The 12,480-nt window shown below is 47.1% G+C and carries 12 protein-coding genes; 4 read left to right on the top strand and 8 right to left on the bottom strand.

All coding sequences use genetic code 11. The features are described 5' to 3' along the window. Positions 1–98: 98 nt before the first annotated feature. Complete coding sequence (locus RA178_RS04795) at positions 99–1,241, bottom strand: glucosaminidase domain-containing protein (RefSeq protein WP_306684773.1); 1,143 nt, start codon at positions 1,239–1,241, stop codon at positions 99–101. Positions 1,242–1,505: 264 nt separating this feature from the next. Then, positions 1,506–2,420 (bottom strand): LysR family transcriptional regulator, encoded by a 915-nt coding sequence (locus RA178_RS04790; RefSeq protein ID WP_306684771.1) that lies wholly within the window; start codon positions 2,418–2,420, stop codon positions 1,506–1,508. 96 nt (positions 2,421–2,516) lie between these two features. Between RA178_RS04790 and RA178_RS04785 the strand changes: the two genes are divergently transcribed. Then, positions 2,517–3,584 carry a tartrate dehydrogenase gene (locus RA178_RS04785; RefSeq protein ID WP_306684770.1) on the top strand — a complete coding sequence of 356 codons (1,068 nt, stop codon included), beginning with the start codon at positions 2,517–2,519 and terminating at the stop codon, positions 3,582–3,584. Positions 3,585–3,709: 125 nt separating this feature from the next. Here the strand turns inward: RA178_RS04785 and RA178_RS04780 are convergent, their stop codons facing one another. After that, on the bottom strand, positions 3,710–4,168 hold the full coding sequence (locus RA178_RS04780; protein ID WP_306684768.1) for a GNAT family N-acetyltransferase: 459 nt from the start codon (positions 4,166–4,168) through the stop codon (positions 3,710–3,712). Between the two features lie 117 nt (positions 4,169–4,285). Between RA178_RS04780 and pdxR the strand changes: the two genes are divergently transcribed. Next, entirely contained in the window at positions 4,286–5,749 is a 1,464-nt protein-coding gene (pdxR, locus tag RA178_RS04775) for a MocR-like pyridoxine biosynthesis transcription factor PdxR (RefSeq protein WP_306684766.1), read from the top strand. Between the two features lie 9 nt (positions 5,750–5,758). Here pdxR and RA178_RS04770 read toward each other — a convergent pair whose 3' ends face one another. From RA178_RS04770 to RA178_RS04760, 3 genes are all read right to left on the bottom strand, one after another. Further along, positions 5,759–6,142 carry an MAPEG family protein gene (locus tag RA178_RS04770; protein ID WP_113941155.1) on the bottom strand — a complete coding sequence of 128 codons (384 nt, stop codon included), beginning with the start codon at positions 6,140–6,142 and terminating at the stop codon, positions 5,759–5,761. A 92-nt stretch (positions 6,143–6,234) separates the two neighbouring features. Beyond that, positions 6,235–6,630, bottom strand: a complete 396-nt coding sequence (locus RA178_RS04765; RefSeq protein ID WP_306684763.1) for a GNAT family N-acetyltransferase — start codon at positions 6,628–6,630, stop codon at positions 6,235–6,237. A gap of 29 nt (positions 6,631–6,659) precedes the next feature. Continuing rightward, positions 6,660–7,175 (bottom strand): P-loop nucleotide/nucleoside kinase family protein, encoded by a 516-nt coding sequence (locus RA178_RS04760; protein ID WP_263266184.1) that lies wholly within the window; start codon positions 7,173–7,175, stop codon positions 6,660–6,662. Positions 7,176–7,646: 471 nt separating this feature from the next. On the opposite strand from RA178_RS04760, the gene RA178_RS04755 reads away from it, so the two are divergent. Together RA178_RS04755 and RA178_RS04750 are read left to right on the top strand one after the other, a co-directional pair. Beyond that, positions 7,647–8,765, top strand: coding sequence for a glycerol dehydrogenase (locus RA178_RS04755; protein WP_168822682.1), 1,119 nt, complete (start codon positions 7,647–7,649; stop codon positions 8,763–8,765). Positions 8,766–8,990: 225 nt separating this feature from the next. After that, on the top strand, positions 8,991–10,382 hold the full coding sequence (locus tag RA178_RS04750; protein WP_011788372.1) for an NAD-dependent succinate-semialdehyde dehydrogenase: 1,392 nt from the start codon (positions 8,991–8,993) through the stop codon (positions 10,380–10,382). Between the two features lie 62 nt (positions 10,383–10,444). On the opposite strand, the gene RA178_RS04745 is transcribed toward RA178_RS04750, so the two are convergent. Together RA178_RS04745 and RA178_RS04740 are read right to left on the bottom strand one after the other, a co-directional pair. Beyond that, complete coding sequence (locus tag RA178_RS04745; RefSeq protein ID WP_113941151.1) at positions 10,445–11,272, bottom strand: cobalamin-binding protein; 828 nt, start codon at positions 11,270–11,272, stop codon at positions 10,445–10,447. Positions 11,273–11,348: 76 nt separating this feature from the next. Further along, entirely contained in the window at positions 11,349–12,383 is a 1,035-nt protein-coding gene (locus tag RA178_RS04740) for a T6SS phospholipase effector Tle1-like catalytic domain-containing protein (RefSeq protein WP_306684760.1), read from the bottom strand. Positions 12,384–12,480 lie beyond the last annotated feature (97 nt).

Here is a 12,480-nt window from a genome sequence, read left to right as displayed (position 1 = left end):
TAGGGTAATGCAGATGCCCTTGATTAAATTGACCTATATGAGCCTAATTAAAGTGCGCTTTATTCAGGCTAAGTAAAAATGGTTATTTTACCAATCACTTAGTTTGTTCTTGTTAATAGATGTAATGGCGCGTCATCACTTAAATAAATATCATCCACCAGATATAGCTTATTAGTACGGATCATCTGACGAATCGCCTCAACATAGGCGTGACCACGCTCCGAATATCGGTCTAACGTCCCTGCGAGTGCAGAGCCTGTCACAGCTTGATTAGCTTGTCTTGATTGGGCACGAAAATCTCGCATCTTCTGATAAGCATTATGGGTATTCAAATTCAACAAATACCCTTCCACCGAAGCAAATGGTGTATCGAATCGTGCTAAACCATAATTGCCTAAACCTTGGCGCTTCTGCCTAGGTTCCATACCATTACCCTTGAAATCCCACTGCCCAAATAATGCATTACCTTCACGGGCAAATCGCGATGTGCCCCAACCGCTTTCTTTTGCCGCTTGAGCTAACACTAACGATGGTGGCAGGATATCCACCCTTTCAAGTAGCATTTGTCTTTGGGCTTCTAACAGCGGTTTATCTTCACTGCTTATTACTTTGTACTTTACCCCTAAGGCTAATAACGCAATATCATCGAGGGAGGCAGACATAATGACCTGTCTTTCTTGTAAAATTTTCTCATTCGCCAATAAGACTAAAGGGGCAATCATCCTAAGAAACACCATTTTCTTTTGCTTCACCGGGAGTTGGCTTGACACTGAACTCCAGCCCTCTCCCACGGCATCAAAGGTCAATCTAGGGACCGATTTATTACCATCACGAAAACTTTCTGGCGTGTAATCAAGCGAGTCAAACAAGCCCATGAGTTCATCGAGAGAACTGATATTCAGGCTCAGTTGTTTAGACTCTGGATTGTCGAAGGATGACTGCTCAAGTATTTTGGGGGATGAGAAATGTTCAGCAACCGTTGGATTGGCAACAGCACCTTGATTCGCTTGCACCAGGGAAGTCGTCATCAGTTTTGGCAAACTCTGCATATGATGCTGAGCACTCTGACTGGCAACTAAAGGATTGGAAGCCGTCTGTGACTGAAAACCAAGAGTATCAACTGGCAGCCTATTCGAAATCAGCTTAGTCGCTAGCGTTTCTTGCACATACACCGAAGAGCATAAAACAGACAAAGCAATGAGTGCGAGCATAGCAACGGGAAGCTTAAACTTTATAAACATGGTATCTCTTTAACTGAGGTAAAACGGTAGCAATGGGATTAGCCAATACATCGGGGGCGTAAGGTAACAGTAAAAACCTGACAGTTTGCTTAATAGATATACAAAATGACCTATTACGATCATTTTATTAAGGAGAATAGGACGAACGCCTTCTTGGCCGCCTCTTGACCCAATGTCAGAAATTAAATCCAACACCTTGATTTATTTAAACTCAATATGAAAATAGCGAGCGTTCACTCGCCAATAGAGCTTGGCGAAATAAAATCAACTTATTCCAGTGCCAGCAAAACGAGGTAATGTCTCTTCAAGATAGGCAACGCAGGTGCGAAGTTTGGCAGACGTTTCTAATCGTGAAGCATAAATTACATGAATTTCAGCGGATTGATGATACTCGGGGAGTACTCTGACTAATCTGCCACTTAAGAAATCTTGCTGTAAATCCCAGATGGAGCGCAACATAATACCGTGGCCTTTAAGGCACCACTGCTTAGCGACTGTGCCATTATTGGTCATCAAGGAAGCCGCTAAATCAACCGAGGCTATGCCAGCCGTACTTTCCAGTCGCCACACTCTATGGTTTTGATCGCGCTCGCGGATCCCTATGCACTTATGCTCGGCTAATGCCGCGAGATTGTTTGGCATGCCATGCGTGTCGATATAGGTCGGCGATGCCGCCAATACCCGATAATTACTCGCAAGACGCTTAGCTATCATTTGCGGTGGCAATTCGCCACCGACACGGATCTCAAGATCAAAACCTTCAGAGACCAGATCAACTGGGCGGTCGAGCAACTCTAAATCAACTTCTAATTCGGGATAGTGGAACACGAGGTCTGAAATAATCGGCGCAATACAGTAGCTGCCAAATCCTGTGCTAGTTGCGATACGTAATCGCCCCCGTGGCACTTGCTGCTCTAAGCTAATTTCAAGGCTCATTTGCTCCATGGTATCGAGCAAACGTTCGGACCATTCCAAGGCAATCTTGCCCTCTAAGGTGAGGCTGACACTTCTGGCAGAACGCAGAAACAAGCGCACTCCGAGCGCTTTTTCTAATAGGCCAATGCGTTTACTCACATACGCTGGAGAAAAAGATAATTGCTCCGCAGCGGCTGTAAATCCCCCGCTTGTAGCGGCGATAACAAAGACCCGTAAATCTTCAAGTGGCGGCAGTTGGCTCACGATTCGTAATCCTTAACAAAACATTTAGCCTATTCATACACGATACGAATATGGAATAACATACTAAAAACGCAGAATCCCCTATTGGAGTCGAAGATGTCTAAGGTAAAAATCGCCGTAATTGCCGGAGATGGCATAGGTACAGAAGTGATCCCCGAAGGGATACGCACACTCGAAGCCACAGGAAAAATCTTAGGTGTGACGTTTGAGTGGACCTACTTCGACTGGTCCTGTGAAACCTACCATAAAACCGGTCGCATGATGCCAGAGGATGGACTTGAGCAACTAAAATCCTTTGATGCCATCTACTTAGGCGCTGTTGGATTTCCAGGAGTTCCCGACCATATTTCACTCTGGGGATTGCTACTACCGATCCGCAGAGCCTTTGAGCAATACGTGAACCTTAGGCCTATTCGGTTATTTGAAGGCGTGCCCTGCCCACTCGCGGGTAAAAAGCCCGGCGATATCGATTTTTATGTAGTACGTGAAAACGTGGAAGGCGAATATTCCGCCGTCGGCGGCATTCAATATGAAGGCACTGAACATGAGATTGTCTCCCAGCAGAGCATTTTTACCCGTCGTGGCACAGATCGCATCTTAAAATATGCCTTCGATTTAGCCCAAAGCCGCAAAGCAAAGCACTTAACCTCAGCGACCAAATCCAATGGCATATTTCACTCTATGCCCTATTGGGATAGTCGTGTCATGGAAATGGCAAAACAGTATCCAAATGTTAAAGTCGACCAATATCATATCGATATTCTGACGGCCAATTTCGTGCTGAAACCAGAGCATTTTGACGTGGTTGTTGGCTCAAATTTGTTTGGCGATATCCTGTCTGATCTTGGCCCTGCGTGCACCGGCACTATCGCCATTGCCCCTTCGGCGAACATCAATCCAAGCAAGGAATTTCCGTCGATGTTTGAGCCGGTTCATGGGTCGGCGCCGGATATTGCAGGCCAAGGTATTGCCAATCCTCTAGGCACAATTTGGGCAGGCGCTATGATGATGCAACATTTAGGTTATGGTGCAATACACGACCTGATACTCAGCGCGATAGAAAACGTATTGAAAGATAAGCAGTCTTTAACCCGCGATATGGGCGGAACGGCAAATACTTGGGAGCTGACCGATGCGGTGATCGCTGCGATTAGTCGCAATTAAAACGTGCATCAAAACCTAATGCTAAAAGCCCTTTAGCATTAGGGTTGAAAGGATTTTAGACTATCAAACCGCTGATAATAAATGCATTAATAAGCTAGCCAGTTAATGCATTTATTAAAGGCCCCTTACAACGGCATTCTGTACTCAATGACTCCCGGTTTTTCACCAATCCAGTTATAGAGTTTTTGCGCGGTTAAATTAGTTTCCTGTGTATGCCAGTACAGGCGCGCACACTTGTGTTCAATGGCCGCTTGCTTTACATACTCAATCAATTGTTTTCCAACATGTTGACCCCTTGCCGTTGGGGCAACAAACAAGTCTTCAAGATAACAATAATCCGTTTCGGCCCAAGTAGAACGATGAAAAACATAGTGCACAAAACCGAGTAAGTTTTGGCCCTCTCTTGCGACGGCGCAATAAATGGGTTCTTGGTCATCGAAAAATCGGCGCCACGTGGCTTGGCTGATCGCTTCCGATAACGCCACTTTGTAAAAAGTCTGGTAATCACGCCAGTGTGGTAACCAGAGTGAATAGTCCGTTTCTTTAACCATATCAATGGTCACTGTTAGTGATTGGCTGGACATTAGCGCACTCCTTGAAATTAAGTAAATGGTCTCAGTTTTACTGAAGCAAGATTCTAGATTCAATTGTGGTACCGCATAAGGTACACTTTTTGTATTTTTTACAGTACCAGTTAGCAAATGAAAAAACCTCAATCCAATTTCCCTCACTTGCAACTCAAAGATGGCATCCTCAAAGATCAGCTTTATCATGCGTTTAGAGAGGCCATTCTTGATGGACGTTTACACCCGCGAATGAAACTTCCATCCAGCAGAGCCTTGTCGGAAACCATGCAGATTTCACGTAACTCAGTACTGCAAGGGTTTGAGCGCCTGATTGATGAAGGCTATCTGCTGACTAAACCGGGATCGGGCACTTATGTGTCAGATACCATTCCCGATGAATTGATCGATATTCCAAACCGTGCAGGAGAAAGCGCTCAAGCCTTTGATTCCGATTTAGAAATTAATCCACAGTTAATAGAAATGGCGCGACTGAAAGCGAAGGGGAATACGGACAACAGCCATAGCATGTTTAATATTGGCGTCGGATGTGTCGATCTTTTCCCGCACCAACTTTGGGGGCGGCTGTTAGGCCGAGTTTGGCGGCAATCGCGTAAAACCTTAGGTAAATCAAACCATAGCGCAGGGTATTTGCCGTTGCGTGAGGCGATAAGTGACTATGCGCGTTCGACACGCGGCCTCAATTGCACACCTGAGCAGATCATCATAGTCAATGGAACTCAGCAGGCCATTAACCTCACAGCGCAGGTACTACTCCAACAGGGAGATGAAGTCTGGCTTGATGAACCTGGGTATGACGGGGCTTTAGGTGCTTTTCTCTCGCAAAATATGCGAGTTCGTCCTGTGAGTGTTGATGATGAGGGCACAAATATTGCCGATGCGATCCAGCGGTGGCCCTCAGTGAAACTGGCTTTTACCGCGCCCTCACACCAATTCCCCCTCGGCGGAACACTAAGTCTGCCACGACGATTGGCCTTACTCGATTGGGCCGCTGAGCAGAGTAAATGGATTTTAGAGGATGACTATAACAGTGAGTTTCGTTATAGCGCCCGTCCGATACAGGCATTACAGGGGCTCGATAAACATCAAAGGGTGATCTACGCTGGCACCTTTTCCAAGATGCTGCTGCCCGAATTGCGACTCGGCTTTTTAGTGGTGCCCCCTAAACTGGTACAGGCTTTCCAGTTGGCAAAATATTATGCAGATACGCACACGGCTCACCTAGAGCAAGCAACATTAGCGTTGTTTATCGCCGAAGGACATTATGCGCGGCATGTTCGCCGAGTGCGAAAAGCCTGCTTAGCACGCCAAACGGCGCTAATCACGGCAATTGAGCAGTATCTGCCCGACAAATGGTCAGTTCAAACCTCAGACTCAGGCATTCACCTCGTGTGTTGGTTGAAGGGTGACTTGACCGAAGAGGAAGTGATCAACAAATGCCGCCAACTCAGTTTAGGTGCACAGCCTTTGTCTCGATATTGCCAAGCCCCCTATCCAAGGCAAGCTATCTTACTGGGCTATGCCGCTCATACGCCTGATGAGCTGCGGGAAAGTATCAAAAAACTGGCGCAGATCCTTTAATATCCAAGCTTAAAAAGCCTGAAAGAAAATCCCGAAAGCACTGAAGATGGCAACAAACCATGTGAGGGATCTTAAGGTGCCTTTGTTGGCAAGATAGAGGATGTGATACACAAAGCGGGCGCCGACATGGACGATGGCGAGCCACTCAGTGGTGGGATTCACTTTGCCCGTGGCGATAACCACTAATACGGCTAGGCCAAACACCAGCAATGATTCAAAGGCATTTTGATGTCCCGCTAAAGCGCGAGCGCCAAAACCGGTTAGCTGTGCTTGCTGAGCACGGGGATGATTATTATCGTAACCACCCGCCTTTGCCATCGCCCAAGCCACTGGACCTTTCGCAAGATATGGCAATAACATGGCGACAAATAAGCAAATAAGTAAGGTATTCATGGGGTAATCTTCCTTTGATTGTTGTTTTGAGCTCTACTGTTTGAGTTCTACAGCTATAAGTGCCTAAGTTACAAGTGTATTGGTTAGCGGCGTTATTTCACCATATACATGCCTTCACTTGCGGGACGACTAAATTTAAAGCCAAACTTTTCATAGAGTTCAGGCACATCCGCCATCAGGGTAATATACGCGCCCTCAAAAGCCTCACGATCTAAATAAGCCATGATGTGTTGCATAATAAGCCGCCCTAATCCCTTACCTTGATGCTCAGGATCCACTGCAATATCAACAATTTCGAAGTTGAGCGCGCCGTCACCAACCACACGCCCCATACCCACAGTCTGCTCAGCGAGCTTTATTTGCACGCCATATAAACTCCTTGGCAAGGCCTTAATGGCGCCCTCCAATGGTCTAAGGCTTAAGCCTGAAATCTGTCGTAAGCGAACAAAATCATTGGCAGACACAACGCCTTCAAGTACTTGGTACATGATATTTCCTATTGTTTTTATTCACGAACTTATCTTTCTATCACCTCAAGCTCAAAGCCTTCATCCAGAGTCGGCGGCTGAAAATAACCGCTCACATGCCAGAACATCGCCTCAGTATCGAACATAGCGCGCTCAGGGTGGCTTTGTCTGCGTTTATCGAGTTGGCTCAAACAAAGCGCATCGCTGTGATTAAGATAAATAAGTTTATGGGCGGCGCAATCAGTAAAAATGCTTCGAAACCACAGGCGCTGATTGATAGTATTCGCGGGAAAGTCCATGACCACAGAAACACCCGAACAGAGCAGTTCCTGCACATGCTTTTTAAGCAAAGGCTTAAGGCGAGCGGAATAGCTCAAGTAAGTATCAAAATCTTTAATTTCATCGGGATATAGCGCCGCCAGCCATGCGTCTTCCGAGATTAAAATACAGTTTTCGGCCTCAGCAAGTTGTCGCGATAAGGTTGATTTACCTGCGCCCATTTTGCCACAAAAGAATATTAACGTACCTTTACTGACCAATTGTCCTAACGCATTCTGCTGTGTCATCTTCACTCCTTGATTACTGGTCTTTTATCTCAGCCGACGATTTCACTCGCTATGACACCAATGAACGACAGTACAGAGCATCACATAAAGCATGAACACCGAGCAAGACTTGGGACGAGTTTAAGGTAATAAAATCCCATTACATTAATGACTATCCTGTGTTTAGACAGCAGACGTTTACCGCTATTCACGCATTCCACCGTTAGCTTTTTTTGAGATCTGACATCTCTTCGCCCGCTTAGATCGCCTCGCTCTCTGAGCCCTATCCTTGCCTTAAATCAGGGAGAAACTAAAGCATTTAACTCGAACAATAAAACAATAAACCACATTATTAATCTAACAATTAAGCACTAAAGTAGTAATTTACGCTTAGTAACAAAAACATTACCACCATTCATGCTATGACATTAATTTAGGCGTATGCTAGGGTAAGAATGAAAGGATAACCGTCATAAGTGCAAAGGAGGCTCTATGAGCACTGTCGTTCCACGTACCGTCACTTCCCCTAAAAAATTCATTATCGGCAAGGGCCTATTAGCTCAAATGCATGATTATGTTAAGGACTTTGGTGACAATGCTTTTATCATCTGCGATGAATTTATCCTCAGCCGCGTGAAGAATGAAGCGGTCGCTGGGCTAGATCAAAATGGGATCAGCAGCCACCTCGAAAAATTCAACTATGAGTGCAGCGAAGCCGAGATAAAGCGCTTAGGCGCGCTGGCAGAACAGCATCATACCAACGTTATTGTTGGAGTTGGCGGTGGAAAAACCTTAGATGCCGCAAAAGCCGTCGCCTTCTATCAAAAACGGCCTGTCATCTTGTACCCCACAATTGCCTCAACCGATGCGCCTTGTACTGCACTTGCAGTGATCTACTCCGAAACAGGTGAGTTTGAACGCTATCTGTTTCTGCCACAGAACCCAGATGCTGTCGTTGCCGACACTGCCATTATTGCCGCGGCTCCGGCCCGATTTTTTGCGGCAGGCATAGGCGATGCACTGGCAACCTATTTTGAAGCTCGTGCCTGCTATCAATCGGATGGCGTCAACCTAGTCCTGAAAAAGCCTTCCCGCACAGGGCTGGGATTGGCCCAACTTTGCTATCAGTTACTGACTGAAAATGTTGAAGCTGCTATGGACGCCGTTAAAAACAAAATAGTCACACCTGCGCTAGAGCAAACCATTGAAGCCACCATCTATCTCAGTGGTGTTGGTGCAGAAGCAGGCGGGTTAGCCGCCGCCCATGCCGTAAACAATGGTATGTCAGCGGTGGCAGACTTACATAAAGCTCAGCACGGCGAGAAAGTCGTCTTTGGGCTGCTAACTCAGCTCGTGCTCGAAAATGCCCCCAAAGCCGAAATCGATAACGTTATCCGCATCATCAAAACAGCGGGACTACCGCTCACTCTCGCAGATTTAGGGCTGAAAACCTTTATCGAGACCGAATGGCGCAAAGTGGCTGAGATAGCCTGTGCTGAGGGCGATACTATGGGCAATATGCCGATGAAATTAACCGCAGATGATGTCTATCAAGCCATGATAGCCGCCAATGCCATGGCTGAACGCTATAAAACAGCTGAAGCTTGTTAACCGTAACAACATGACGTGTATACCGTAGGCATGGATCAACTATAAATTTGATTTAATTGATTAATTACTCCTAGATAGTTCCTACTGCCACGCGAGTTTACCGTTCATCCTAGGGTTCCTTGCCACATAATCAATGGCAAGGAAGTCCACAACAAACAAGACATTTCCACCCTCGATGCCAAAGCTGGCATTTACGCTCTATTTGTTAAACGCTTGGAGGCACATATGGCTTATGCAACAACCAATCCCTTTACGGGAAAGCTCATTAAAGAATTTCCAAATGCAACAGATACCGAAGTCACACAAGCGATAGAATCCGCCCATCAGGCATTTTTAAGCTGGCGAACCACTCCCTTTGCCGACAAGGCCGCAATACTGTCTAAGGCGGCGAAGATCCTCAGAGACAACAAGTCCAAATACGCCAATCTACTGACCTTAGAAATGGGCAAGGTCACAGCAGAAGCCGAAGCTGAAGTCGAACTGTCGGCGCAAATTTTCGAATACTACGCCGAACATGCCGAGCGACTGCTGGCACCGCAAAAACTGCCGGTTGCCGATCCCGCCGAAGGTGAAGCAATACTGGTTAACGAACCGCTGGGCGTATTATTGGCTATCGAACCTTGGAACTTTCCCTACTACCAAATTGCGCGCATCTTAGCGCCGCAGCTTGCAGCCGGAAATACCTTACTACTCAAACATGCATCCAACGTGCCCCAGTGCGCAGCGGCCTTTGAAGGCTTAATGCGCGATGCCGGGCTGCCCTCAGGTGCATTCCAAAATCTGTATGCCACCCGAGAGCAGATAGAACAGATCATCAATTCGCCCAAAGTGCATGGTGTTGCGCTCACGGGATCAGAAGATGCGGGATCGATCATTGCCGCTCTGGCGGGTAAGGCACTGAAAAAGTCCACCCTAGAACTGGGTGGTGCAGATGCCTTTATCGTACTTGAAGATGCCGATCTGCCTAAAACTATCGACTGGGCTGTGTTTGGCCGTCACTGGAACGCGGGACAGGTCTGTACATCATCTAAGCGGATGATCTTAGTTGAAGCCATTTACGATGAATTTATGAAGGGTTATATCAAGGGGATCGAAGCGCTAAAAGCGGGCGATCCTATGGACTCGGCCACTACGCTGGCACCGCTGTCTTCCCAAGGCGCGGCCGATGAGTTGAAGCAGAAGATCCGTGATGCCGTAAAACACGGCGCAACCGCGACCGAAGTGGGGCCTAAAGTGCCGCAGCAAGGCGCCTTTGTGCAGCCAACAATACTAACAAACTTGACGCCAGATAACCCAGCCTACTATTGGGAATTCTTCGGTCCAGTGTCCAGTATCCACAGGGTGAAAGATGAGCAAGCGGCGATTGCCATCGCCAATGACTCGCCCTTTGGATTGGGTGGCTCAGTGTTTACCGCCGATACCCAGCGCGGGCTGGCGGTCGCTAAGCAGGTTTCCACAGGCATGATGTTTGTTAATCATCCAACTATGGTCAAGGCCGACTTACCCTTTGGTGGCGTGCGTCGCTCAGGTTATGGCCGCGAGTTGATTGATTTAGGATTGAAAGAGTTTGTAAACCACAAGCTGATTAATGTGGTCGACATCAACGCGCCTTTCTAAACGCTTAGAAAATAGCAACATCTGACTAAACGCCTGACGGAATAATCTGTCAGGCGTTTTATTTAACGTGCTTTATCCAAGGCATCACATAAGGCTTGAACGCCAAGCAAAGCTCTGGGCGTCGCGCGGTGTAATAAATCGGCATTGAGTTGATAAATATGCTGTTTCTTCACGGCAGGAATTTCTGGCCATTGGCGCCAATCAACCCCTTTCACATTACCTTCTTCTTCACTCTGCAAAATCACCTCAGGCAAGGTCAGCAAGACGTTTTCTAAACTGACTTGCGGATAATCACTGGCGGCATCGTAAAACACATTTTGTCCATGGCACACACTGATGATCTGTTGGATCCAACTGTTTTTAGAGACTGTCATCAAGGGGGTCGACCAGAGTTGATAAAATACCTTAGGTTCTGATTTTTTAGCATTTTCAACCCGCAATCGGATAAGCTCAGCGCGATAAGCGGCCGCAGCCTTGCTTGCTTCTTCAACATGCCCCGTAAGTTGGCCTAACTCTTCAAGCTCCTTGGCGACGCCTTCTAAGGTTTTAGGATCGCTGCCATAAAGGTTAAATCCTAACGTCCTAAGCTGGTTGATATCTTCGGCTTTATTACCCGAATCCCACACCACAATCAGATCGGGATTAAGCTCCATCACCCGCTCCATTTGAATGCCGTAGTAACCCCCAATACGCGGGATATTTTTTGCCGCCTCGGGATAATCCGCATAATCGGTTGCGGCCACAATCGTATCGCCCGCACCTATGGCGTAAAGCATTTCCACCGCATGGGGCGAGAGCGCAATAATGCGTTTAGCGGGCTCGGCCAATACGCTATGAGGGAGAAACAGACTGAGCCCAAAAACGAGTCCAGCTAAGTGTCGCTTAATCATGATATGCCTTAGTATTTATCCCCAAACCGCCTGAAGATGCAGGCGTAGTCTCTTCAGGTCACTTGGGGTTATAGAGTTAAACTAGCTGCTCTGGCCAGCCATAGTGTTCGATATAAGTTTGTAGATTCTTCGGGCGATACTGAGGATCTTGATCCCAGCGGGCCTTCACCGAATGATGCAAAAGTACTGGGACTTGCTCAGGGTCGAGTGGTCGCAAATATTCCTGTTTTATCCGATAAAAACTGCGTCTCGAGTCATGTAAAGTCGCGAGCGGATTTGGATGCACACTCGCGGCTAAGTGTGGCTCTAGGCTTAAATTAAATTTCTGCGCCTCAGATATCATCCACAGCAGCGCATTGTCCGACAACAATGAACCGTCTTTATCGGGTTTATAACTGCCGCCAATATTGCTATGGGCACCGGCAAACCACACTTGCTGCATGTCCATATTGTCACGCAGTTGCCAAATGGTCGGCTCAAAATCACTGCGATGTTCATCTATGGCTAACGCATGGCGGGCAACGCGCACATTGCGGCCAATTTTAGTATCGTAAAACTCGTCTTTATCTTCGAACAAGCCTAAAAATGAAATAGGGATCCCCATAGCACCAACGGTATCCCACACGCCAACAAACTTGATTTCCCGAGATTCATGACTGTATCTCGCTCTAAATTCGAGGGATTTTTCACCATCAGGCGCAAAGGGCGCACTGCTTTTTTTATAGTGGTCGAAAGCTTGTTGAATCAACGCCGCATCGGGGCGTTTAAGTATGCCGCAGTTATTAATCAAACCACACAAGCAACGCACAGTGTAAGCACCGCGGCTAAAACCAAAGAGATAAATCTCATCGCCAGGGGAATAGTTTTGCACTATATAGCGATACCCATCCATGATGTTTTTATGTAAACCGCGCCCTGTCGCACCACCGATGGTTTGATCGTAATAGGAACCCACGCCCCAATCATAAAATACCTGCTGGGGTTTACCATCGGCCGCTATCGGGCTAATCGCCCGCGCGAGGCGCAGCACATTGGTGGGGAAATCGACCTTAAGATCTTTCTCAGGCCGATTCCAAGTCCCATCGGCACAAATCACGATACGCTTATTCATAGGATCATCCTTGAGAACGCTTTGAACACTGAACGGCTAGAGGCTAACCCATAGTCGCTAACAACAAATTGTCGCTAGTTGCTAGTCACTAATAGGC

The sequence above is a fragment of the Shewanella oncorhynchi genome (assembly GCF_030848765.1).
Lineage (GTDB): Bacteria > Pseudomonadota > Gammaproteobacteria > Enterobacterales > Shewanellaceae > Shewanella > Shewanella oncorhynchi.
This window is presented reverse-complemented; position numbering and strand designations above follow the sequence as displayed.